Source organism: Bacillus cereus group sp. MYBK5-2, from assembly GCF_051915685.1.
GTDB classification, from domain to species: Bacteria; Bacillota; Bacilli; order Bacillales; family Bacillaceae_G; genus Bacillus_A; species Bacillus_A cereus.
In genome coordinates this window covers 1064511-1089747 of record NZ_JBQAFE010000001.1, presented here as the reverse complement: position 1 = coordinate 1089747, position 25237 = coordinate 1064511, and the positions used below count along the sequence as shown (strand labels likewise).

Genomic DNA, 25237 nt, shown 5'->3' with positions numbered 1-25237 from the left:
TCTAACAAAAAAAATAGCTCCACCATTAGGCGTAGCTATTTTTACAATTATTGCTTATTTAAATCATATTCCTTTATCTAACTCATAAAGTTTACGATACTTTTCATTTTCTTTCAGAAGTTGTTTATGACTACCTTGCATGACAATTTGACCACGATCAAGGAATATAACTTCGTCTACATGTTCTATTCCTACAAGATGGTGCGTAATCCAAATAACCGTCTTTTCTTCCGTTGCAGAAAACATTGTTTCGATTAAAGACAATTCTGTTTTTGGATCTAAACCGATAGTCGGTTCATCAAGTACAATAATTGGTGTTTCTTGCATAAGAGTTCTAGCAAAAGCAACCCTTTGTCTTTCCCCACCAGAAAACCGCTTTCCCATTTCATGCATTTTTGTTTGTAATCCGTCTGGAAGAGAAGTAACATGTGAAGCTAATTGTGCTTTCTCTAAAGCTTTCCATATCTCTTCATCCGTCGCCTCCGGTTTGCCAATTCGTACATTATTTCCAATTGTCGTATCAAACAAATGCGGCTTTTGATTTAATACAGAAATATATTTAGATAAAAGATTCGTATGAGCTCGTTCACCATTCACTACAACTTGGCCATTTACTGGGCTTAACGCCCCTGTTAACAATTTTAGTAAAGTAGATTTCCCTGTCCCACTTCTCCCTAAAATAGCAATTTTCTTCCCTGCTTTTATTTGTAATGATACATCTTTTAATACAATCTCATTACTATCTGGATAACTATACGATACGTGATTCAGTTCAATATCTACATGTTTTGGTTCAATATAATCTTTCTCTCCATGCAAATCCGTTTCATCATGTAAAACACTATCACTTTCTACGCCATTAAGACGATGGGTAGATTCTACGTACGACGGTATTCGATCGATGGCATCTGCAATAGGAATAAGCGCGTTTGTTACAGATAAAGTCATTAATACGAAAGCTGCGATAACTGTAGGAGCAATTTGTTCACTTGCCGCTTCATTCCCAGTCCATATGATCATCGAAATAACTACAATACCTACTACTAATTGAATGATACTGTCCCGAATATGATACCAGCGTTTCACTCTCTTTTCGATTTTTAACAACTGATCATTTTGTTTTACATACTCATTAATAAATTCATCTTTACGACCACTTGCTTGCCAATCAGATAATCCAAAAACAGCATCTGTCAGTTGTTGATACAAACGGTTTCTTCCTTGCTTTAAAGTAACATGATGTTTCTTCATCAAAAGTAATGATACAAACGGAAGAAGAAAAACGATAATAGCTAACATACAACCTACAATAAGTGCAAAAACAAAATCAAATGCACCGATAACAAGTACGAAGATACTATAAACAACTAGCGCTAATATGCTAGGAAATATTGTACGTAAATATAGGTTTTGCAAATGCTCTATATCTTCGGATAACACTCCTAACATATCACCCGTTTGAAATCGAGAACGGAAAAATAACGCCTGTGGTTCTACTATTCTATATAGCCTCGTTCTCATTTTTTCTAATATACGTAGTACGACATCATGTCCGACTAGGCGCTCTATATAATGAAATACAGCTTGCCCTATACTAAACGCTCTTGTTGCAACAATAGGGACATATACAGCCATTACATTTTCTGGTCTAAGGGCAGATTTTGAGATCAAATAACCTGAAATAAAAAGTAACATCGCTCCTGAACTAACTCCAAGAAGACCAAGGAAAATAGTTAAAGTCATTCTACCTTTATTTTGTTTTATATAAGGTTTAACCCAGTTACTCATTTCTCTCCCCTCTCTTCCCTATGAAAATGTAATGTCTCATTCTCTAAAAGTTCTTCATACGTCCCACTTTCTTTCATTTCCCCTTTATTTAGAATAAGAATATGGTCCATTTGTTTCATCCAATGTAGACGGTGAGTTGCTAAAAATACTAACTTTCCATTAAATAGACGTAACATCGCTTGCTTTATTTCAAATTCGGTTTCAATATCAAGATGTGCCGTAGGCTCATCTAATAAAATGATTGGTTTTTTACTTAAAAGCGCACGCGCCATAGCAACACGCTGTTCTTGTCCGCCACTTAGCATACGTCCACCTTCTCCAATTCTTTCGTGTATCCCATTTGGAAGTGATGTAACGAGTGAACGAAGGCCGACTTCATTAATAACTCTTTCAACTTCTTCATCTGTTGCATTTGTTTCATAAAAACGAATGTTATCCTTTAATGAAAGCGGAAAAATATAAGGTTGCTGCGGAATATAAGCAATATTTTTTTGCCAATCTTCACGAGTAGATCCATCAACTTCTACACCATTTACTAACATCTTTCCACTCGAAGGAGATAAAAAACCTGCTAATACGTCGATTAACGTCGATTTCCCTGCACCACTTTCACCAATAACACCAATAGCACCGTTACCTTCCCAAGTAAAATTAATTCCTTCTAATATAGCCTTTTCAGATTCAGTATTATTAACTTTGATATCTTGTAATTTCAAGCTACTAGAGGCATTCCATACTATATCTTCATTTAAATCTTTCTTTTGTATTCCTTTTTGTTGTTGCAAAATCTCTTCTATTTGCTCCATCGCAATTTGTCCATCTAATGTCGCATGATAATTTGCTCCCACTTGTTTAATCGGCAGAAAATATTCCGGAGCTAAAATCAAAATTGTAAGGGCTGGTAATAGTATAATTGTTCCATCTATTAAACGTATCCCTAATCCAACTGCCACAAACGCAATTGATAAACTCGTAAAGAAATCTAATGCAAAAGAAGAAAGAAAAGCAACTCGCAAAGTACGCATCGTTGCTTTTCTATATCTTTTACTTACTTTTTCAATCTTTCCTTCGTGCTGTTCACTTTTCCCTAAATACTTTAATGTTTCTAAACCTTTTAACGTATCTACAAAATGATTCGAAAGTACACGATATATCTCATACTGACTATCTGCCATTTTTTGCGCTGCTAATCCGAGAAGAATCATAAATATGATCACGATAGGAATCGTTACAACTAAAATGATTCCAGACTCAATATCTAGCGTAAAAACATATAGTACAATTAGACCTGGAACGATACTACTTCTAATCATTTTAGGAATCGTTAATTCAATATATGTTTTAAATTTCTCAATCCCCTCAATTGATAAGGTAACCAGATGACCAGTTCCAACAGTTTGAACATACCTTGGACCTAATGTGAAATATGCCTCTATCAATTGTTTTCTTAGTAACGACCCTGTTTTTTCAGCAAAACGTTCCACTAATATTTGTGATGTTCGAACTACTATGTTACGCGCTGCAAACGCGATACCAAAATAAACAACTTCACTTAATATTGTTTGTACTGTCTCTCCATGAAATAAAAACGTAATAGCTCGTGCTAAAAAGATTGTTTGCGCAATAATACTAAAAGCTTCTAAAATACTAATAATCGTTAACGCTACATATAAAATACGGCTACCGGGATAAGACGGAAGTCCTCTTTTTCTTTTCATTAGTACTCCAAATCGTTGTCTGACTTAACAGGTTGTCTAAATACATAATAACTCCATATTTGACTTCCGATAACGAAAGGCAAAATAGCAATCGCAAAGTAAGTCATAAGTTTTAATGCATAAGCTCCTGATGCTGCGTTGTAAATTGTCAAATCATTCATTGCTCCTAAAGAGCTAATCATAACACGTGGGAACATACCGATAAATACACTCGCACTTAGTAAAATGATCGTTAAACTCGTCATAAAGAAAGCCCAACCATCTCTTCTTCTTTTATTTAATAAAGTGGACACTAATAGTGCTACAAAAGCTCCGATTGGTACCATAATCCATTCTGTTCCATGAGCAGTGAAAATGTCGGTTTTCCATAACCCCACACCAGCAAAAACAAGAAGTGTAATTAATGAAAATGGTGCAATTTTTATTGCAGCAATTCGTGCACGTTCTCTTAATTTACCAGTTGTACGTATCGTAAGAAATTGTAATCCGTGAACAATACATAGTAGGAGAAACATTACTCCTCCAAGTAACGCAAATGGATGAAGTAATTGCAAGAATCCACCTACAACATTTTTACTCTCATCAATAGGTACACCTACCATAAAGTTTGCAATCGCAACTCCCCAAAGGATAGGAGGTAACATACTTCCAATAAACATCCCCCAATCCCATGCACTCTTCCATTTATGATTATCTATTTTCGCACGAAATTTAAAAGAAACACCTCTTAAAATTAAAGCAAGAAGCATAAATACAAATGGAATATAAAAACCACTAAATAAAGTTGCATACCAGTGCGGAAATGCCGCAAACATGGCTCCACCAGCACAAACAAGCCATACTTCATTCGCGTGCCAGAACGGTCCTATTGTATTTAAGTAAACTCGTTTTTCAAAATCATTCTTTCCTAAAAACCTCGAAACCATTCCTACACCAAAATCGAAACCTTCCAGTACGAAGAATCCAACAAACAAGATTGCAATAACTAAAAACCACAACTCATTAAGAGATAACATACTCTTCCTCCTTATCAAATGGATCATGGCTTTGATAATCCTTTTTCGTTTTCTTATTCGTGTGGCCCTTAATGGTACGAACAAATAAGTACACACAAATTCCACCCATAATTAAATACATTGATGTGAATGAAATAAGTGAGAATAATACTTCACCGAATGTTACATTTGGTGATACAGCATCTTCTGTTTTCATTACCCCAAATACTACCCAAGGTTGACGACCCATTTCAGTCATAATCCACCCTACTGTATTACCGATGAATGGAAGAGAAATTGCATACACCATTAATTTTAAATACCACGTTTTTTCAGCTAAACGATCTTTTCTTGATAAGAACCATCCGTAAGCTCCTAGAAGAACCATGAATGTTCCACTCATTACCATCGCTCTAAAACTCCAAAACATTGTATGCACTGGAGGAATATAATCTCCAGGCCCATATTTTTCCTCATATTGTTTTTGAATTTGATTCATCCCTTCAACTTGACCGCTAAACTTATCATACGATAATAGACTTAGCATATAAGGGATTTGAATTTCAAACGAATTTTCTTTCTTCTCTGTATCAATTTTCGAAAATACTGTAAATGGTGCTGGATCCTCACTTGTATTCCATAGCGCTTCAGCTGCCGCCATCTTCATTGGATGTGTCTTAATTAATTGTTGCGCTTGTGCATGACCAAAGAATAATACAAGCGCCGTTGTAATTGTTCCAACAATGATAGAAATACGGAAAGATTTTTTAAATACTACAGTTTCTTGTCCTTTTGTAATTTTCCATGCACTTACACCAGCAATAAAGAATGCACCTGTTGCAATTGCCGCTGTAATTGTATGCGGGAATTGTACCCATAGTTGTGGGTTTTGAATAATGGCTAAGAAATCATTCATTTGCGCACGACCATCAGCTGCCATTTCATACCCGACAGGTGACTGCATAAATGCACTTGCAGTTAAAATCCAGAATGCTGATAACATCGTTCCAATTGAAAGGAGCCAAATACACATTAAGTGAATTCGCTTCGGTAATTTATCCTCACCGAATACCCATAAACCTAGGAATGTAGACTCAATGAAAAATGCCAGTAATCCTTCAATTGCAAGCGAGGGACCAAATACATCACCTACAAAACGTGAATACGTTGACCAGTTCATACCAAACTGAAATTCTTGTAAAATACCTGTTACTACACCTACTGCAAAGTTAATAAGGAATAATTGCGTCCAAAACTTTGCCATCTTCTTATATACTTCTTGCCCTTTTACCACATACAACGTTTGCATGATCGCAATAATAAAAGCTAAACCAATTGACAGCGGAACAAAAAAGTAATGGAAAATCGTTGTTGATGCGAACTGTATTCGTGCCAATTCGAGCGTTTCCATACTAAAATCACTTCCTTCATAGTTTTTATAATAAAAGTTAATTGAGCAATCTTATCAAACTCAATTATTAAGAAATACGAAAAGACAAAAACATTTTGTATGTATTGTCGAAAAATATGAAGTTTCAGTTTTTCAAACTATTTTAATGCTATTTTTTACCTTTTCACTATTTCTGTAGTGTTTTATTCGTTAATCGAATTGTATAATATACCTGCATAGTAAATTCAGGTTATTTTTGACGTATTATTGACATCATTTTGTCTGAAATATGTCTTTTGTCATTTTTTTGAAGAAGATTTTTCTCATTAGCAAAATGTGTTTTTTCAATATACTTCTTACTTTTATATCTATAAAACAATCGTTTTTTCTTCATACGCTTGACTTTTACCCGAAAAAATGTCCTCGAAAGCAACCTCGATAAATGCTTATTTTTTGTCAAGAGAAAAATGTATTTCCAAAATTCAAACTCGAAATAATGTTATTCAAAAATAGAAAATAACTTCCCTCTCCCTCGACTAAAAGTTCATTTTTTTGTCATGTTTCCAGAACAAATAAAAAAACTGAGAATCGATTAAACTCTCAGTTTTTTTTATTTATTTTGCTGTATGTTTTCTAACGGCTGGTAAAATTTCAGTAGCAATGAATTCAATATTTTTCTCAATTTTATCAAATGATACACCGCCAAAATCAATTTGTGCCATAAAGCGTTGTTGGCCAAACAATTCATATTGGTAAAGCATTTTCTCAATGATTTGTTGTGGGCTACCAACCATTAAAGCATCACGGTAATCTATTGCATTTGTAAATTGCTGTTTCGGATACCCACCACCGCGCAGTGTAAGCATACCAGCATTAATGTGAGGGTAATATTCACTAAGTGCATCTTGTGAATTTTTTGCCGTATAAAATAAACTCGTTGTTGCAACTGGCAAACTTGTTGGATTGAATCCACTTTGCGCAGCCGCCTCACGATAAGCATCTACTGATCCTTTAAAGTTAATAGCTGGACCACCTAGTGTTGTTATCATCATTGGCACACCTGCACGTCCTGCTTTAATTGCACTAGCTGGTGGACCTCCAACTGCACGCCAAATTGGTAAGTTATTATTTTTCGCTCTTGGAATAACCGATGCATGTGCGAGCGGTGCTCTAAACTGTCCATTCCATGTTACATGTTCCTCGTTATTAATTTTTAATAAAAGATCCATCTTCTCTTCGAATAATTCTTCATAATCATTCACGTCATAACCAAGTAAACTATATCCTCCAATACGAGATCCACGACCAGCCACAATTTCTGCACGTCCATTAGAAATCAAGTCAATTGTAGCAAAATCCTCATATACTCGTACCGGATCAGATGTACTTATTATCGTTGCTGAACTTGCAATTTTTATATTTTTCGTAGCTTGTGCAATAGCTCCTAAAATAACTGTATGAGCTTGTGTTGTAAAATGTGTTTGATGACTTTCACCGACAGCAAACACATCAAGCCCTGCCTCATCTGCTAACTTAGCTGTTTCAATTAATTCATGAATTCTTTGTTCCGTACTAATTTTCTCTCCATTATGCGGATTTAAAACATGATCCCCAATCGAATATAATCCAAACTCCATCCCTTTACTTGTATCCATACGGTATTTTTCCATCATTACTCTCTCCTTTAATGAAGTGTTATTAGTTTCTCTTTTAAAAACGTTTGTAAGTCAAATGTATTTTCCTATTGCCTATAACTTCACTTGATTAGTCAATTGATAGTGTAAAAAAAATTACTCTTGCGGTAATTCTTTTTTTTCACTATGCTTATGAACTTTCGTCATCAGCTCATATAATATTTTCTGCTCTTCTTCATTTAATACATCATCAAAAAACGATGATTGAAATGCAAGTTGCTCTGGCAATGCTCTCTCTAAAGCTGCTTCTCCTTGCTCTGTAAGACTAATTGTTTTCGTTTTCCAATCTTGTTTTCGTACAATATACCCTTCCTTTTCAAGACGAGTTAACATTCGAGAAATGCCACCTTGTGTAACAGTTACCTTTTCAGCTAACTCCATTTGTGTTAGTGGTTGATACGTACGTATTTGCAAAAGCACATCAAATTGAGCTGTCGTTAAATCAAAACGTTTTAAAAACTCATTTGACATTTGATTACTTTGGTTCGTAAATCGTATTAAACGTAACCATATTAATGATCCTATCGTATTATCACGCATGTTTGATCACTTCCTATCGTGAATCTTACTATCACTTTACTACGCAAGTGATAAAAAAGCAAGAGAAAATGTAATAAATATAGCGATAGAGTATTGCATAAATAATGATAAGTAAGAATTCATATAAACATGAATTCTTACTTATCATTATTCTTAACTTTTCATTTCATTCATTACTATATTTAAAGCTGCCATAGCTTTTGGCCAACCAACGTAAAAAGCCATATGTGTTATTAATGCAACCAATTCATTCTCCATAACCCCATTTTGTTTAGCTAGCTTCAGATGAAATGGTAATTGTTCTGTATTACCGAGACTGATTAGTGCTGACACAGTACACAAACTTCTTTCTCTTAATGTTAAAGTGGCATCCCGCCACACTTCCTCAAACAATATCTTTTCACTATAATGAGCAAATGCAGGTGCCATTTCTCTCATTTTCTTTTTAATCTGTACTTCAATAAGTTCATTCTTCATTTTTTTCTCCCTTTATTTTCACCATTTGTGCTATTCCTTGACCAAATGACCAGTTTTCAGCAGCTGTCTCATTTAGTGTAATAAAAATATCCGAAACTTTAACGTCGGAATATTGCGGGATTTTTAAGGATACAGATTGATACAAATCTTTTTTCTGTTGTACCGTTCTTCCCGGTCCACATGTAATAGAAACATATATCATATTCTCTGTTCTCTTTTCTCCTCTTTCCAACAAATAATATGGATTATATAAAAATTTGTTTTGTTGATAAGGTAAGAACATTTGAAAATAATCATTTTCAGGGATGTTAAAATGTTCAATTAATGAAAGATGGATACATTTACCTATTTCTCCCAACTTTTCCTCATTTAATATGTTTTCAGGATAATAAACCTTCACAAAAGGCATAGATTTTCATTCCTTTTCTTAATTTTAATATACAACAAAATTTCATCGTGAAATGTGTAAAATCTCATATACTGTAACACCCTTAGTCACTACAATATCAGGCTTCTCTTCATAAAACTCAAACCTACTGTATCCCCATTTATCCGGATTATAAACGATTACATTCCCTAAACACTTTTCATTGTTTTGTACATTTTCATTCATCTTGTTTAATTCAGTCCCAATCAACGTTTTACTTTGAGAAATACTTCCTGCATATTCAACAACATATCTACTTTTCTTAAATCCATCACATAGATTAACAACTAACGGAACACCTATATGTATTTGTTGCCACCCAAACGATTGTAAAATATTATCGTAATACCCTTCAAAGATAAATTTATTCATCCCTTCATGACCATTCCAAATATATAAAGGTGCATAGCAGTTATAAAAATTCCCGTTTTTCTCCGTTTCCGTAATTAAATAAGCTTTAAAATTTAGTTCTTGGAAACCATCAGTTTTATAGCCATTATCCTTTACCCTTTTCTTAATAATTTCCATGTCATAATCCTTTGGAAGAATGACCTTATATTGCATTCCAATCATGTTTATCACTCACTTTCAATCTTATATACATTATGATAAATCGATAAGTGGCTAACGTAAAATAGGTATAAATTATGTTTGGTATCATTTATAATGATAGTGCATAAGGGGCTGAGATACTTGGAAATAAATGATCTTATTATATTCAAAACTGTAGCCAGTGAGGGTTCTATTAGTAAAGCTGCTAAAGAGTTAGGATATGTTCAACCGAACGTAACTGAGCGAATTAAAAAATTAGAACAAGAGTTAGAAACACCTTTACTACATAGAGATAACAAAGGCGTTTCCTTATTACCTGCTGGTGACATTTTATTAGATTACACGAATCAAATATTAACTCTATTAGAAGAAGTAAAAGATGAAATTAAAACGAGTGGTTCTTCTTATATAATCGCGACGTCACAATCGATTTTGACTAATTATTTAAGTAAGCGTATTGAAGAAAACTTTAGAAATTATCAAATATATGTAGAAAGTAGTAGTCATTTGCAAAAATTACTGCAGCAACAAAAAGTTGATATGGTCATAACTTATGAGGATTATCCTGACGCATCGTTTAAAAAAGTGTTCACGATCTCAATTTCTGTAGGCTTATTAAAAGCGAAAGAAAAATGTACCATTGATTATTCAAAAGAAATTTTCTTCGTTAGTAATGACAAAAAGTGCCCTTTTAGAAATAAGACGATACAATTTCTAAAAGAAAATAATTTATCTCAGCGTCAACTTCAACAATTAGATTCTTATTCGCTTATGGAAGAGTTTATTCAGGACGGAAAAGGGATAGCCTTTTTGCCGATTAAAGATGATAAATTGGTACCAATTGAAGATGTTCCAGTTGAGAAATTAGCTGTTCATTTTTTTACAAATCAAAACTCTTTCAAACAAATCCCTGATGAACTATTTGGTTAATAAAAAATCCCTCCTTTATGAATCTAAAAGAGGGATTTTCATATTCTATACAATTGATTTTTCACACATTTTGCTCCACTTCTGCACTTTTCTCCTTCTTATTCCGTTTCATATTCTTCAGTCCCTTAACCGTGCCAACTAATCCTTTCGGGAAAACTAGCAATACGATAATGTACAATAAACCAAGAATAATCGTCCATCGTTCAAAGATCGGATACTCTGTAGCTAGTTCTGATAAATAATATTTTAGAGATTCAATAATTCCAGCTCCTGCAATTGCTCCAATTAACGTTCCAACCCCACCAATCATCGTCATCAATAATGCATTTAATGTCATTTCAATTGAAAATACAGTCGTATTAACAAAACGCAATGTGATAACAAATAAACCACCGCTAATCGCAGCTACTACTCCTGCAACAATGCTAGCAATAATTTTATAATGAAGCACTTTATATCCTAGTGCTTCAACACGTTGCTCATTTTGGGAAATTGCCTTTAATACTTTTCCAATAGAAGATTTGGTGAAAAGACGTAACAGAACAAAAATGATAAGTAAACATATAAGTGTTACATAATAAAACGTAAAACGATCACGGAATACGTCTGGTACCCCAAATGTAAAACCATCTCCTCCGTGAGTAAGCCCACGCCATTTTTCAGCAAGTACGAAAAATAACTGTGAAATAGCAAGTGTTAACATTGCATAAAAATGACTTTTCAATCTTAAAGAAAGCAAACCAATTATATAACTAACGATTGCTGAAACGATAATTGCAGCTACTATTCCAATTAAAAAGTTCGTTATTGATACGCCTTGTCGATCAAATAAAAGCGCTACCCCATATGCTCCTATCCCAAAGAACATACAATGACCGAACGATACAATTCCTGTATACCCAAGCAATACATCAAAACTCATTGCAAAAATAGCAAAGATGAAGATTTGAGTGAACAAAATTAACAGGCTCCGTGAATCATTTACGAACGGAAATACACTTAAACAAATGAGCATACATACTCCGAAGTATACTTTAATTCGGTCCGATGTGTTGTTCACCATTTCACCCCTTTTCACCAACAAGTCCAGTTGGCTTCACTATTAAGAAAAATAGTAACATTAACATATTAATTGCAAGTGATAAATCTGGTATAAAATACGCTGTAAAAGCACCAGCTAATCCGACAATTAAAGAAGCAATAGCTGAACCTTGAACGCTTCCTAATCCACCGATAATTACTACTATAAAAGCTAAAATTGCATACTGCATGCCCATCTCGGCGAAAATAACGCCCGAATACGGTGCTAATAAGAATCCTCCCAAAGCTGCCATCCCTGCCCCTAATAAAAAGACGAAAGAAAATATCGCTTTTACATTAATACCAAGCGCTTGAACCATTTCTTTATCCATTACACCTGCACGGATCATAAGACCTATCTTCGTCTTTTTGAGTAATAGTAGTAGTGCAATGTAAATAATTATCCCAATTAAAATAACGAATAGACGATATTTAATTAATATAATACCTCCGAATGTAAAACTTCCTTGTAACCATAACGGTAATTTTGCACTAATAGGGTTTGGCCCCCAAAATATTTTAATACACTCACTAAGAACGAGCATTCCTCCAAGCGTAACGAGCAGCTGTCGAACATGATTTCCATATACCGGTCTAATAAGAAACCTTTCTAAAATAAATCCTAGGAACATTCCCATGGCTACTGCTCCAACTAAAGCTAATATATAACTTCCTGTCATATTAAATAACCAAACACCTGTAAATGCTCCCCATGCAAATAAACCACCGTGTGCAAAGTTTAAAACGCTCATTAGACCGAAAATAAGTGAAAGACCTGATGCTAACAAAAAAATGAGCATCCCTGTTGAAATCCCATTTACAAATAAATTGATTAACACATCCATCCTTTTCACCTCGGATTCATGTTAAGAGATTCCTAAATATTTATGACACATTTCCTTATCCTTTTTTAATTCATTCATAAAACCGTTATGAACAATTCGTCCGTTATCCATAATGTAAAAATAATCGCCAATTTGACTGGCCATCATAAAATTTTGCTCAACAAGTAAAACTGTTGTTTTCTCTTTCATCTTCAAAATAGCTACCATTAATTTCTCCACCATTATCGGGGATAGCCCTTTGCTCGGTTCATCAATAAGTAATAATCCATCACTATTAATAAACGCTCTTGAAATAGCCAACATTTGCTTTTGCCCTCCGCTCAAGAGCCCACTTTTCTTATTCCAAAACTGCTTTAAATCCGGAAATAGTTCCAGCATCCACTCTATTTTCCCTTCTACTTCCTCACCTTTTCCCCTAGCAAGAGCGAAAGTTTCTTCTACTGTCAAATCATGAAAAATACCTTGATTTTCTGGTACATACCCTATTCCTTTCCTTGAAATTAAATGTGTAGGTAATCCACTCACTTTTGCACTATCATAATAAATTTCACCATCTGCAATGCGGTGAAACCCCATCACTGAACGTAATGTCGTTGTTTTCCCTGCCCCATTTCTACCAAACAGTACAGTAATCGTCCCTTTCTCAACAGCAAGAGATACTCCTTGCAAAATATGAAACTGATCTAAATACGTTTCTATATTATTCACTTGTAATAGTGCCACTATATAATCCCCCTAAATAAGCACTTTGTACACGCTCATCTTTCATAATTTCTTCTGGCAATCCTTCAGCCAATAACTCTCCATGAAATAAAACGATAAGATGATCTGACAAACCTAGTATCATATCCATTTTGTGTTCGATAAGTACAATTGTGCTCTCTGGATGTTTCTTAATATTTTCAATCACTTGTAATATAGCAGGGACTTCCTCAACCGAAATACCTGCCGTCGGCTCATCAAGTAATAACACATCCGTTTTTAAAGCTAATAACATCGCAAGTTCTAGCTTCCTTTTCTCTCCATGTGCCAAATCTTTCGCTAATACGTTCTCTTTCTCATGAAGTAATACTGTTTTTAAGAAACGTCTCGCCTCTCCAACTTGTTGCTTTAATTTTGCTGAACTCGGGAAAAAACTATAGTAATCTTGTACGAATGATTGAACACTTAAACGGACATTTTCAAGTACCGTTAATTCTGGGAATATGTTTGTAAGCTGAAAAGAGCGACCGATTCCTAAGCGTGTTCGATCTGAAATCGATAGTTTTGTAATATCTTGCCCTTTAAAATACACTTCACCTGTTGTGGGTGAAATCTGTCCACTTAGTAAATTAAATAACGTTGTCTTCCCCGCACCATTTGGCCCAATAATAGAAATGAGCTTTCCTTTTTGGACAGTTAAATTTACATCTTTAATAACTTGATGTTCACCAAAAGATACACTAAGATTTTTCGTCTCTAGCAAATGTGTCACGAAATCCCTCCCTTTAAAGCCGTGAGTATGAAAGAAATATGTATAAAGAGGGTCCCCCCTCTTTATACGAAAACAACAGAAAATTCAGTCTATTTATTTTGAACTGGTGGTTCTGTTTCTTTCATCGTTAATTCTCGCTCTAACACTGGCACCGGATAATCAACACCGTCTTGCTTTTTCAATGTGATAGAATACAGTGTCTGCATCGCTTGGTGGTCCTTCTCTCTAAACTTCATCTTTCCTTTCGGTGTATCAAATTCCATTCCTTCCATTTTCTTAATCAAGGTATCTACATCTGTATCACCTTTTGTTTTCTTTAAGGCTTCTACAATAGAAATTGCTGCTGACATTCCTCCCGCTGTAAACAAATCTGGCACTGCACCATTAAAACGTTTTTTATGCTCTTCAACTAGCCAATCATTCACTTCATTTTTTGGAAGTGTGTGATAATATACAGAAAAACCTTGCATACCTACTAATGCATCCATTGTTTTTAATGCTGGTATATCTGGCGCACCTGTAGAAATTTTAATACCTTGCGCTTCCACATTCATATCTTTCAACTGTTTCCAAGGTGAATTTGCCCCTGCCCAAACGATAAATAAATAATCTGGTTTTGAACTAATGATATTTTGAATATTCGCTGTAAAATCTGTTGAATTTGTATCCGCGTATTGCTCATTCACAATGTTCGCACCTAATTTTTTCGCACCCGCTTTAAATGCAGCAATCCCTTCACGACCAAAAGCGTTATCTGGGGCAAATGTTGCAATCTTTACATCTTTTTTCGCAATTGCTGCTGCTCCTGCAATCGCATCTTGTGAGGAACTTCTTCCAGTTCTAAAAATATATTTATTCCAGTTCTTCCCGGTAATACTATCCGCAACTGCCGGTTCTACAACCATAATCTTTTCATATTCTTCAGCCAGTGGTAAAACCGCTAACGTATCACTTGAACTAGACGATCCAACTAAAAAATCAACTTTCTCTTCTTCTAATAACTTCGTAGCTTTTTTAACTGCTACATCCGCTTTCGTTTCTGTATCTTCTACAACAAACTTAATCTTTTTCCCATCTACTTTCCCAGTTCCACCAGTTGCATAATCTAACCCTAATTCAAATCCGTTCACTGTTTGTTTTCCATACGATTCTAGCGGTCCTGTTAAAGAAGCAAGGACTCCTACCTTAATCGTTTTTTCATCCTCTGTACTTGTTTTCTTTCCTGAACAAGCTGCCGTTATTAATAACGAACCTAAAACACAACCAGTAAACATTGTTTTTAGCCACTTACGTTTTTTCATCGACATTGTGATCCTCCCCATACTTTACTTTCTGATAGAATCAAACACGCCAAAATCCCCTGTCCGTAATCATGACTAACTAATTCGATAGATAATGGAAAACTCTTGTAGTACCCTCTACATTCGGCACAAATATATAATCACCTTCCTATGTAATGGAAACGAACATACAATCAATATATATTCTGCAATCCAATTGAAAATACTGTTTCATTTCAGTAATGACCATACAAAAAGACTAACTTATTTTTAAGTTAGTCTTTTCCCCTTAATTAGAGTTAAGTTCTACTTTCTCTAACCCTTCAGCCAATTGTTTCTTATCTAGTCCTTCTCCTATTACTACTAAGTTTGTCGGGAAACCGAAGTCTTGTTCTAATAAAGTTGGTACTCCGAACGAATATTGGAATAGGTGAGGGTATTTATCTCCATGGAATTTCACAAAACCTTTCACTCGATAAATACTATCTGGTAAATTCGAAAGCCATTCATATAATTTGTCTTGATCAATCGGTTTCGTAAATTGATATGTCATTGTTTGTATATGTAAATGCTGTTTGACATGTAGTGTCTCGTGTTCCTCATCATTTGGAAATTCTGCTTCTTCTATATCTTTTAAAGATATATTACAATACTTTGTCTCATACATTTTCGCATGATCATTTATTGCCTTTACTTCTTCAAATACTGTATTCTTATCTTCATCTGTTAGTAAATCTGCTTTATTAACAAGAATGTGACTACCAAATTTCAGTTGCTCATGCAATAGCTGTTGTACATTTGCACTTAATATACTTCGATTTAACCACCTTACTGCATCTAAAACGACTACAATTGATTTCACTTCCAGAAAAGGAGCTAAAATTGGCGAGACACACGCGTCTAACACTTCAATTGGATGCGCAACACCTGTCGTTTCTATATAAATTACATCTGGTCTTTCTTGTTGGTATAACGAATGTAATTGTATTTCAAGCTCTTCTTTTAACGTACAACAAATACATCCTTTAAGAAGTTCTCTTAAAACATTCTCTTTTCCAATAATATCTGTATCTACTGAGTATTCACCAATTTCATTCATTAATACTGCAACTTTTCTATTCTTCTTTTTCTCTGCTAACAATAAATTTTGTAATAATGTTGATTTTCCACTACCTAAAAAACCACCTAATATATGAATCTCCACTTTATTCATTCAACCGACCATCCATTTCTTTACTTCAAATGTATTCAAAGCGTAATAATTACGATTTATATTTATCATTTTATTAAAAGAATGACCATTTGTAAATATAAGAGATTCACTGTTCATTTACTTCATATGCAACTCTAACTCCAGACTCAATTGCCCCTTGCATCCATCCATGTGTTAATGTCGTATGCTCTCCTGCAAAATGTACTTTTCCAGATGGTGGTGTAATATACGGAAATAACTCGAGCTCTTGGCCTGGTTCGAAAGCTGTAAATGCACCGCAAGAATACGGATTTTTACTCCAGCTAAAAGATGTTCCAGTGACAAACTCACTATAGACGATGTCACCGTATATTTCCGCTAAATTTTTTAATGCATAACGAATACGATCTCTTTGCGGGAGACTATCCCATGTTAACGCCTCATCTGCCCACGTATAACTTGCTATAACGATAGCTGGTCCTTGAGTATGAATGCCATAACTCGGATAGTATGTAAACCGTATCGGTAAATCAGTAATAGATTTACCGCCACACTGTCCCGCTTTCTCCCAAAATCTACTTTTAAACTCTATTGCAATTTTAGTTGCAGCAATATAATTTAATTCACGAATTGCTCTTTTTTTAAAATAAGAGAATAAATAGTATGGCTGAACTTCTACAAATCTTAACGATGAAAATGGAATTGTAATAATAGCAAAATCACTTGTTATTGTAAATTGCTCTAACGTTTGTTCATGATTTCCTTGTAACATTACTTTATTATCTTCTTGTATAATTTTATCAACCTTATACGGCATTAAAATATGTTCCCTTAATTGTGGTAAGAATGCATTCGATAACTTATCCATTCCACCAGTTATTTCATAATATTTCGTTGTTGAAGTAAAGAAAATCATTTCACGTAATACTTCAATTAAGGACATTCCCATATAAGCTTCCATATCAAGAAGTACCCCAATCATATCTATCGCACCATCTGAATAATACTCCATTAAAAATGAACCAAGCGAATACGTTTTATACTTTTTTTCAACGATAAGCCAGTTTTTATCAGGATCCTTCTTAATGTAATTTAGTATTGGTTCTAATACTTCAATCATTAGCTCTTCTGCCGTTTTTCCTCTTTCTTTATCCAAAACCGGATATTCAAGTACACTTGGATCATTTTCAAACACATTCAATCTCGTTTGAATGTTATTCGTATAAATGATATCTGCAAAAGTTTTATTTATAAAAAGGTTTAAAGGTAGTTTAAATTTATGAATATACGCTAAGGTTAACTTATGGGTGTCAGGGATTCTCATCGGGCCTGCATTAAAATATAAACCCACACTAAATGGTTCCCGAATCGTATACACTCTGCCACCTATTCTGTTATTTGCTTCTATAATCGTTACTTCGTGCCCAGCCTCTTTTAATAAAGAACCTGCAACTAATCCAGAAATCCCTGCACCTGCAATCGTAATCCGTTTTGGGTTATTCTTTTTAACAAGCCCTGCATGAATAATATGAAGCATTTCTTCCATTGCTAATGGATTCCCCATGCCATTTCCCCTTTTACAAAGGATTTTACTGAATTATATTCGGTTCACTGAATTCCTATGTTTTGTTCGCTGATTTGCACGGATACATTTTCAAATACTTGAATATCTTTTATAAAATGTAATAAACTAGATATGACTCTATAGAAGTAAGACGTATTATCTTACATAATAAAATCAATGAAATTGCGAGGAATTTTGAAATGAAAAAAGGTATTAACCGTGTTGTATTAGTAGGAACAGGAGCAGTTGGATGTAGTTATGCTTACTGCATGATTAACCAAGCCGTAGCTGAAGAATTTGTTTTAGTCGATGTAAATGAGGCAAAAGCTGAAGGGGAAGCAATGGATTTAAGTCATGCTGTTCCATTCGCACCAGCTCCAACTAGAGTATGGAAAGGCAGCTACGAAGATTGTAAAGATGCTGACCTTGTAGTTATTACAGCTGGATTACCACAAAAGCCAGGCGAAACACGTTTAGATTTAGTTGAGAAAAACGCTAAAATCTTCAAACAAATCGTTCGCAGTATTATGGATAGCGGATTTGATGGCATCTTCTTAATCGCAACAAACCCTGTAGATATTTTAACTTACGTAACTTGGAAAGAATCTGGTTTACCGAAAGAACGTGTAATCGGTTCTGGTACAACGCTTGATTCTGCTCGTTTCCGCTATATGTTAGGTGAGTACTTCGATATTGGTCCACACAACATTCACGCTTATATTATCGGAGAGCACGGCGATACTGAACTTCCTGTTTGGAGTCATGTTTCCGTTGGTATCCAAAAACTACAAACACTGCTTGAAAAAGACAACACGTATAATCAAGAAGATTTAGACAAAATTTTCATAAACGTCCGTGATGCAGCTTACCATATTATTGAGCGTAAAGGCGCAACTTATTATGGTATCGGCATGTCACTTCTACGTGTTACAAAAGCAATTTTAAACGACGAAAATAGTGTATTAACTGTATCAGCTTACTTAGAAGGTCAATACGGTCAAAAAGATGTTTATATAGGGGTACCTGCTGTTTTAAATCGCGGCGGTGTTCGTGAAATTTTAGAAGTTGAATTAAGTGAAGATGAAGAATTAAAATTCGATCACTCTGTTCAAGTATTGAAAGAAACAATGGCTCCGGTTCTTTAATGAAAATAAAAAGCAATCCAATTTATTTTGGATTGCTTTTTATTTTCATTATCTCCTATGACTTTTTGTGATTTTCTATCATTTCTTATTTTTTAGTCGCATCCTCATTATTTATATCAAGTACATCTAATAAAAAGATAAAGATTGGTATCCCGATAATAAGCCCCCATATTCCGAGGAAATGCTCTGAGAAGATAAGAATCATAAATGTGTAGAATATTGGTAAATTTGTTTTTGCAGACATAAACTTCGGATTTAAAAAATAACTTTCAAGAGCATGGATTACTGTTATGAATACGAGTATGTATACTACGTACATAACTCCGCCTACGTTGTAAGCAATGATACAAAGTGGAAACAAAGAAATAATCACACCTGCAACAGGAATCAAGCCTAGTAAGAAAATCATAACAGCTAATACAAGTAGCTGTGGAAATCCTAAAACGATTAATGCAATAACAGTAAGAATACAATTTACCACGGCAATTAAAAACTGAGCTTCAATTACTTTGCCGAACGATCTTGCAAATCTTTCACCAAAATATGCAATTTCCTCATAAAAGATTTTTAACTTACTATCTTTAAACTTAGATGTAAATGTAATAATACGCTCTTTTTCTAATAAGAAAAATAAGCTTAAAATTAGAGATAATAATATTTGTAAACTTACCTTCCCTATATTTGCTATTGATTGATATATGACGTCTACACCTTGTTCTATATATTTTGATACTTCCATCCCATTAATTGTCGAAAGTGCATATTTAACGATTTCATTATCAGGTGGATTTTGAAAAAACAGTTTAAATTGATAAATTAATTGTGAAATTTGTATCGTCAGCACAGGTAAATATTTATATAATGTTGTGCCTATAAAGGAAACTAGTATTATATATAAACATGCAATAACAATTTTCCGATTTACTTTCAATTTTCTTGAAATAAAACGTTGAAATCGATCCATTAAAAACGTCAGTATAAACGTAATTAATATTAAATTAATCATACTTTTTAATGCGTATAATACAAGCGCTACTATTATTAAAACGAGAAACCGTTGAAACCCTCTACTTCGAAAAAAACTCTTTACTTCATTCATTAAGAATTAACCTCCCCCTTCAATGGATGGAAATTGAATATATTACATTTTATGAACTCCTATAGACAATCTTTCTTACTAATTGAGAAGAATCCTTTTTTTCTTTTCATATTGTTAGATTCGTTTAACTGGAATCCACCAACATAATTTCGGTGGATTCCAGTTATTTTTCATATAATCTTTTATAAACTAGGTGATTTTCTATTTTTAGACTGCTGTTCATACGCATATCCAATATTGAAAAGCTCTTTTTCACCAAACTGTTTCCCTACAAACACTACACCGATTGGTTCTCCATTTTTATCATATCCAGCAGGAACCGCTAATTCCGGATAACCAGCTACAGCTGATAGAAGGACTTCATCGTTATTAATCATAACTAGAGCATCCAAACCTTTTTCTACTAAATACCTATCTAGCTCTTTTCTTGCATTTTCTTGACTCGTTTGCACTACGTTTTCAAACTCTTCTTTCGTTATAGCAGATTTTTCAGACCCTTCAATTAATGTTTGTCCGTATTTTATTCGTCTTTTACTATCCTTTTTATTAAACGCTATAATCTCTTCTAACGATTTTACCGGTACATTATTTTGCTGTGAAAGATAGTCGTTTACATTATGCTTGAACTCATATTCTAATGTTTGCAAATTATCTACACCCTCAGCACTTAACTGGATATTATCAGTTAATATCGCACCTGCATCTTGAAGGTCTTTTCTAATTTTTTCTGCTACTGCTTTTCTATTTTCATCTTGTTGGTCTACAGAAAAAAGAAGCCCTATCTTTTTCCTTTTTAATCCATCTATTGATAAATCCTTTGTATAATCAATCCTTTCTTTATCTTTCATTTTTTCTGTCATAACATCTTTTTCATCATAACCTATCATTGCATTAAATAGCGTTGCTACATCTTTTACTGTTCTTGCCATAGGTCCTGCTGTATCAAGAGTTTCAGCTAATGGAATAATTCCTGTTCTACTTACCATACCTAAAGATGGACGTAACCCAACTACTGATTGCTGCGCCGCTGGTGCAACAATCGATCCCGTCGTTTCTGTTCCAATTGCAAGCGGCGCAAAATCTGCTGCAACTACTGTAGCAGATCCTGAACTTGATCCTGAAGTATCGAATGTAATCGGACCGTACGGATTTAAATTTTGTCCTTTCTTCCCGCTATACCCGCTTGGCATTGTAAAAGATAAATAGTTCGCCCACTCAGACATATTCGCTTTTCCTAAAACAAATGCTCCTTCTTCTTTCAACTGCTTCACAATTGTTGCGTCTTGATCTGCAATCCAATCTTTTAATACATAAGTTCCTGCACTAGTCGGCATCACTTTTTCCGTCTGTACATTATCTTTTACAACGACAGGAATACCATATAAATTCGACTTTTTGTTTCTCCCCCGCTCTTGATCTAACTTTCTTGCTTCTTCCATCGCATTAGGATTTATCTCTGTAACAGAATTTAATGTTATTCCATTTTGATCATGTTCTTGTATTCTAAAGAGATAAATACTCGTTAATTCTTCATATGACAACTTTCCATCATCAATCATTTTTTGAAGCTCATCTATAGTCGCATTTACGACTTCTTTTTCTTTTATCTTTACATTTTCTATATTGATTCCTTTAAGCTGATTATGTATCGGTTGTAGCACTCTTTCTTTATCATATACAATACGCTCAGGTTCCTTTGGAAAATAATTTTTATACACGTAATATCCGCCGGCACACGCTAATAAGACAATGCCTCCAGTGATAGACAGCATTACCTTTACCCATTTCTTCATGTTGCTTCCTCCACTCTATAAGATGCTTAGCTATACAAAAAAGAGAGTTACCTTTTACTTAACTCTCTCCAATCAAAATGCTAAATGAAAAAATGAAAGATTTCAATCTAATTACTTCTTTTTTTGCATTTGCTTTGCTAACATTTCTTTCACTTGATTATACGTTAATCCTGAATTTTTATTTAAACGCTTTACTTCCTCAACATCAGTACCTACCACTGTATATTTTTTCTCATCATTCATTTTTCTAATTCCCTTCTCACCGTATTATTTCTTATATTTCTTCCCTAAATGCGCATAAATTAACACCACTACAAAAAAGGAAGCTGTTTTTTAGCACAGCTTCCTTCTCGTTACATATTGTATTTCTTAATAAAATTTCACTACATCTTCAGTAGGCAAGAACGTTCTTTCTGCTGGTTGTTCGTTTGGTTCACCAAATGGCATTTGACCTACTAAGCTCCACTCTGCCGGAATGTTCCAAGTTTCTTTCACTTCAGCATCTACGATTGGGTTGTAATGTTGTAATGACGCCCCAATTCCTTCAGCAGATAATAGCATCCACACAGTATGTTGTAACATCGCATTTCCTTGATGAGACCAGAATGGGAACTGATCTTTGTATAATGGGGCATTTTCTTGCATTTTTTCTACAGTTGCTTGATCTTCAAAGAATAGAACTGTTCCTACACCTGCATGGAAGCCTTTTAGTCTTTCTACAGTCGCTTCAAAGTTTTCTGCTGGTACGCGTGCTCTTAGTGTTTCTTTAACGATATCCCAAAACTTTTCATGCTCTCCATCCATTAATACAACCATACGACCACTTTGCATATTGAAAGATGTTGGTGCGTGTAAAGCTGTTTTTAACACTTCTTCAATTCTTTCTTTCGTAATTGCATCGTTTTTTGTTACTTTACGAATTGAACGGCGGTTCACGATTGCTTCTTTTAAGTTTGTTGTAGTTGCTGACATTTTAATTCCTCCAAATGTTTGTTTTATAATTTTTTTTGTTATTTCATAACAAGCGAATTAGCAATATCCATCGGTATTACATTGCATACCTTCAAATGAATTTGTTTTATCCTTTTCAATTTCTTTATCAATGACCCTTTCTAGTGTTTCTTTACTAGCAAGCCCTTGAATGACTTCATCTCCAATCATGACAGTTGGAACAGCCATAATATTCGCTTCATCATATGCGTGTTGAATTGCTTCTTGATGCTTTTCTTTATATTTACGAGTTACTAAAGCATCTTTAAATTCCGCCTCAGGAAGTCCTATTTCTACCGCTAATTTTGTTAACACATCAATATCTTCAATGTTTTGCTCTTCTTGGAAAAATGCTGTGAATACGCGGTGATGATACTCATTACCTAGTCCACGTTCTTTTGCAAATTGACATCCTTCGAAAGCTAAATGTGTATATGGATGTGGTGAAACACGTGGCAAGCGCATATCAATTCCTAACTTCTTTGCTGTCGGAAGAATGAAAGCATCCCATGAACCTAATTTTTCTGGTTCATTCCATGGATCTATTTTTGAATATGGACTTGGACGTAATTCAAATGGCATCCATTCAATCTCTACATCTTTCTCTTTCGCTACCTCATCTAATGGACCTTTTGCTAAAAAACAAAACGGACATATAAAATCTGAGTATACTTTCATTTTTACAGTCATAACTTTTACACCTTACCTTATCGTTGTAATCAAACTAGTTACATTGATGATAAAAAAATATAAATATTATTTAAACATTCATTTTTTCTTGCAAAGTTTCAAACAACTGCCCCATCGTAATATTTCTCAAAACTTCTTCCATCGCGGATTGTGCTTGAATTAAAATAATTTCTAACACCGCTTGAATATTCGCCCCAATTGGACAATCTGGATTCGGTTGCTCGTGAATATGAAATAGCTTGTCTTCTTCGACTACGTTCACTGCATGATACACATCTAACAATGTGATTTCATGTAAATCCTTTAGTAATCCCGCGCCACCCGGTCCACGATTTACGTAAACAAAGCCAGCTTGTTTCAAGTACGACATCATTTTACGAATGACTACCGGATTCGTATTTACACTTTCAGCCATATAGTCTGAAGTACAAAGTGAAGATGGATTGTTTTTCAAAATAGATAAAATATGAACAGCTATGGAAAAGCGGCTACTAATTTTCATCGTAATCACCACCTTGATGTAATCATTATAGTTACAACTAAAAAATAAGTCAATCCTTTTCATAGATTTTTTATAAGCAAATTAAAAAGTGCCCCATTATGATATATGAGACACCCCTTTTTATTCTGCAAATAGCGCTTGAAATTCTTCAATAAATAGCTGTACAGCGATTGAAGAATCCTTTAATGAAGGAACAGCTAAAGCAATTTCTCTCCATACTTGCGGTTCCAATTCTCTCGTTTGCACATTATGTGGTAAATTCGTTAAAGATAATTCAGCTAATATTGCAATGCCTAATCCTTCTTGAATCATATTTAAAGCTGTAGTAACGGTAGAAATTACATACTCAGCCCGAAGTGGTACGTTGGCTTGTTTAAACATATCAATGATGGGTGGTTCGTATCCGCCCTTACATAATATGATCGGTTCATTCTCCAAATCACGAATTGTAATAGAGTCCTTCTTACAAAGAGGATGATCCTCTCTTAAGATAGCAACCATTTTTCCCTTCGTTAACGGGACAATCTCCATCTCTTTATTAGGCAAAATAACAATTCCTATATCAACAACCCTCAATATTAACCAATCTTCAACTTCTTTAATTGTTCCTTCGCAAAGAACGACCTCTAAGCTCGGATACTTCTCCTTAAAATGGTTTATCATTTTCGGTAAGAAATGTGCAGAAGCACTCGGAAAACTCCCAATTCGAATCGTCCCCACTTCGTGTCCTTTCTCCATCGCAACTTCTTGTTCAATCTTCTCTACACCGTTCAAAATCTCTCTAATATGTACAAGAATTCTGTTTCCTACATCCGTAACGAGTAATCCTTGTCGTTTATCACGTATAAGAATCGTAACTCCTAACTCTGACTCAATACTTGAAATGGCATGACTTACAGCTGGCTGCGTCATATTTAACACCCTGGCAGCCTTCGTAAAACTACCTAACTCAATAGTTTTTATTAATACTTGCAGTTGTGTAATAGTCATAACTAATCACTTATACTCCTTATAAAAAAGATTCATTTTATTTATTACATTCGATATCATATCATAGTGAAATGAATAACAA

25 protein-coding genes are annotated in these 25237 nt (G+C 34.4%); 2 read left to right on the top strand and 23 right to left on the bottom strand.

From position 1 onward, the window contains the following. Positions 1 to 63: 63 nt before the first annotated feature. The 9 genes from cydC to ACTFP3_RS05785 form a co-directional block, all read right to left on the bottom strand. The gene (cydC, locus tag ACTFP3_RS05825) at positions 64 to 1788 is read right to left on the bottom strand and encodes a thiol reductant ABC exporter subunit CydC (RefSeq protein WP_440009601.1); all 1725 of its coding nucleotides are present in this window, start codon (positions 1786 to 1788) and stop codon (positions 64 to 66) included. Further along, positions 1785 to 3506, bottom strand: a complete 1722-nt coding sequence (cydD, locus tag ACTFP3_RS05820) for a thiol reductant ABC exporter subunit CydD (RefSeq protein WP_000824039.1) — start codon at positions 3504 to 3506, stop codon at positions 1785 to 1787. The genes cydC and cydD overlap by 4 nt, the downstream gene beginning before the upstream one ends. Next, positions 3506 to 4522 (bottom strand): cytochrome d ubiquinol oxidase subunit II, encoded by a 1017-nt coding sequence (cydB, locus tag ACTFP3_RS05815; protein ID WP_000950083.1) that lies wholly within the window; start codon positions 4520 to 4522, stop codon positions 3506 to 3508. The genes cydD and cydB overlap by 1 nt, the downstream gene beginning before the upstream one ends. Further along, entirely contained in the window at positions 4509 to 5912 is a 1404-nt protein-coding gene (gene cydA / locus ACTFP3_RS05810; RefSeq protein ID WP_440009598.1) for a cytochrome ubiquinol oxidase subunit I, read from the bottom strand. The genes cydB and cydA overlap by 14 nt, the downstream gene beginning before the upstream one ends. Before the next feature lie 593 nt (positions 5913 to 6505). Continuing rightward, a complete protein-coding gene (locus tag ACTFP3_RS05805) occupies positions 6506 to 7561 on the bottom strand; it encodes an LLM class flavin-dependent oxidoreductase (protein ID WP_000417583.1) in 1056 nt (351 codons plus the stop codon). Positions 7562 to 7681: 120 nt separating this feature from the next. Further along, positions 7682 to 8125 carry a MarR family winged helix-turn-helix transcriptional regulator gene (locus ACTFP3_RS05800; protein ID WP_001205523.1) on the bottom strand — a complete coding sequence of 148 codons (444 nt, stop codon included), beginning with the start codon at positions 8123 to 8125 and terminating at the stop codon, positions 7682 to 7684. 153 nt (positions 8126 to 8278) lie between these two features. Beyond that, entirely contained in the window at positions 8279 to 8602 is a 324-nt protein-coding gene (locus ACTFP3_RS05795; RefSeq protein WP_016082019.1) for a carboxymuconolactone decarboxylase family protein, read from the bottom strand. Beyond that, entirely contained in the window at positions 8592 to 9011 is a 420-nt protein-coding gene (locus ACTFP3_RS05790; protein ID WP_088115747.1) for a tautomerase family protein, read from the bottom strand. Before ACTFP3_RS05790 ends, ACTFP3_RS05795 begins: the two co-directional genes overlap by 11 nt. A gap of 42 nt (positions 9012 to 9053) precedes the next feature. Next, positions 9054 to 9602, bottom strand: coding sequence for a DUF4865 family protein (locus tag ACTFP3_RS05785; RefSeq protein ID WP_440009593.1), 549 nt, complete (start codon positions 9600 to 9602; stop codon positions 9054 to 9056). A gap of 120 nt (positions 9603 to 9722) precedes the next feature. On the opposite strand from ACTFP3_RS05785, the gene ACTFP3_RS05780 reads away from it, so the two are divergent. Then, the gene (locus ACTFP3_RS05780) at positions 9723 to 10511 is read left to right on the top strand and encodes a LysR family transcriptional regulator (protein WP_326036006.1); all 789 of its coding nucleotides are present in this window, start codon (positions 9723 to 9725) and stop codon (positions 10509 to 10511) included. 61 nt (positions 10512 to 10572) lie between these two features. Here ACTFP3_RS05780 and ACTFP3_RS05775 read toward each other — a convergent pair whose 3' ends face one another. The 7 genes from ACTFP3_RS05775 to ACTFP3_RS05745 form a co-directional block, all read right to left on the bottom strand. Further along, positions 10573 to 11526: a branched-chain amino acid ABC transporter permease gene (locus ACTFP3_RS05775; RefSeq protein WP_002040965.1), complete on the bottom strand. Its 954-nt coding sequence runs from the start codon at positions 11524 to 11526 to the stop codon at positions 10573 to 10575. Positions 11527 to 11575: 49 nt separating this feature from the next. Then, on the bottom strand, positions 11576 to 12436 hold the full coding sequence (locus ACTFP3_RS05770) for a branched-chain amino acid ABC transporter permease (protein WP_000382787.1): 861 nt from the start codon (positions 12434 to 12436) through the stop codon (positions 11576 to 11578). A 21-nt stretch (positions 12437 to 12457) separates the two neighbouring features. Then, a complete protein-coding gene (locus tag ACTFP3_RS05765; RefSeq protein ID WP_001196696.1) occupies positions 12458 to 13159 on the bottom strand; it encodes an ABC transporter ATP-binding protein in 702 nt (233 codons plus the stop codon). Next, a complete protein-coding gene (locus ACTFP3_RS05760) occupies positions 13137 to 13910 on the bottom strand; it encodes an ABC transporter ATP-binding protein (protein ID WP_000149338.1) in 774 nt (257 codons plus the stop codon). Before ACTFP3_RS05760 ends, ACTFP3_RS05765 begins: the two co-directional genes overlap by 23 nt. Before the next feature lie 89 nt (positions 13911 to 13999). Then, positions 14000 to 15217 (bottom strand): substrate-binding domain-containing protein, encoded by a 1218-nt coding sequence (locus ACTFP3_RS05755; protein ID WP_326036005.1) that lies wholly within the window; start codon positions 15215 to 15217, stop codon positions 14000 to 14002. Between the two features lie 262 nt (positions 15218 to 15479). Beyond that, complete coding sequence (locus ACTFP3_RS05750; RefSeq protein ID WP_001044939.1) at positions 15480 to 16403, bottom strand: CobW family GTP-binding protein; 924 nt, start codon at positions 16401 to 16403, stop codon at positions 15480 to 15482. A 106-nt stretch (positions 16404 to 16509) separates the two neighbouring features. Beyond that, positions 16510 to 17946, bottom strand: a complete 1437-nt coding sequence (locus ACTFP3_RS05745) for a flavin monoamine oxidase family protein (protein WP_440009589.1) — start codon at positions 17944 to 17946, stop codon at positions 16510 to 16512. A 200-nt stretch (positions 17947 to 18146) separates the two neighbouring features. On the opposite strand from ACTFP3_RS05745, the gene ACTFP3_RS05740 reads away from it, so the two are divergent. Beyond that, positions 18147 to 19091, top strand: coding sequence for an L-lactate dehydrogenase (locus ACTFP3_RS05740; RefSeq protein ID WP_000715321.1), 945 nt, complete (start codon positions 18147 to 18149; stop codon positions 19089 to 19091). Positions 19092 to 19176: 85 nt separating this feature from the next. On the opposite strand, the gene ACTFP3_RS05735 is transcribed toward ACTFP3_RS05740, so the two are convergent. The 7 genes from ACTFP3_RS05735 to ACTFP3_RS05705 all read right to left on the bottom strand — a co-directional run bounded on the left by ACTFP3_RS05735 (position 19177) and on the right by ACTFP3_RS05705 (position 25155). Further along, positions 19177 to 20190, bottom strand: a complete 1014-nt coding sequence (locus ACTFP3_RS05735; RefSeq protein WP_001006597.1) for an AI-2E family transporter — start codon at positions 20188 to 20190, stop codon at positions 19177 to 19179. Positions 20191 to 20372: 182 nt separating this feature from the next. Then, a complete protein-coding gene (locus ACTFP3_RS05730) occupies positions 20373 to 21983 on the bottom strand; it encodes an amidase family protein (protein ID WP_326036003.1) in 1611 nt (536 codons plus the stop codon). 111 nt (positions 21984 to 22094) lie between these two features. Further along, positions 22095 to 22226 carry a hypothetical protein gene (locus tag ACTFP3_RS05725; protein WP_000997344.1) on the bottom strand — a complete coding sequence of 44 codons (132 nt, stop codon included), beginning with the start codon at positions 22224 to 22226 and terminating at the stop codon, positions 22095 to 22097. Positions 22227 to 22352: 126 nt separating this feature from the next. After that, positions 22353 to 22955 carry a nitroreductase family protein gene (locus tag ACTFP3_RS05720; RefSeq protein ID WP_001277021.1) on the bottom strand — a complete coding sequence of 201 codons (603 nt, stop codon included), beginning with the start codon at positions 22953 to 22955 and terminating at the stop codon, positions 22353 to 22355. Between the two features lie 57 nt (positions 22956 to 23012). Further along, a complete protein-coding gene (locus ACTFP3_RS05715; RefSeq protein ID WP_006922059.1) occupies positions 23013 to 23663 on the bottom strand; it encodes a DsbA family oxidoreductase in 651 nt (216 codons plus the stop codon). Between the two features lie 70 nt (positions 23664 to 23733). After that, a complete protein-coding gene (locus ACTFP3_RS05710) occupies positions 23734 to 24165 on the bottom strand; it encodes an Rrf2 family transcriptional regulator (protein WP_042515328.1) in 432 nt (143 codons plus the stop codon). A 120-nt stretch (positions 24166 to 24285) separates the two neighbouring features. Then, positions 24286 to 25155, bottom strand: a complete 870-nt coding sequence (locus ACTFP3_RS05705; RefSeq protein WP_086385880.1) for a LysR family transcriptional regulator — start codon at positions 25153 to 25155, stop codon at positions 24286 to 24288. Between the last annotated feature and the right edge of the window lie 82 nt (positions 25156 to 25237).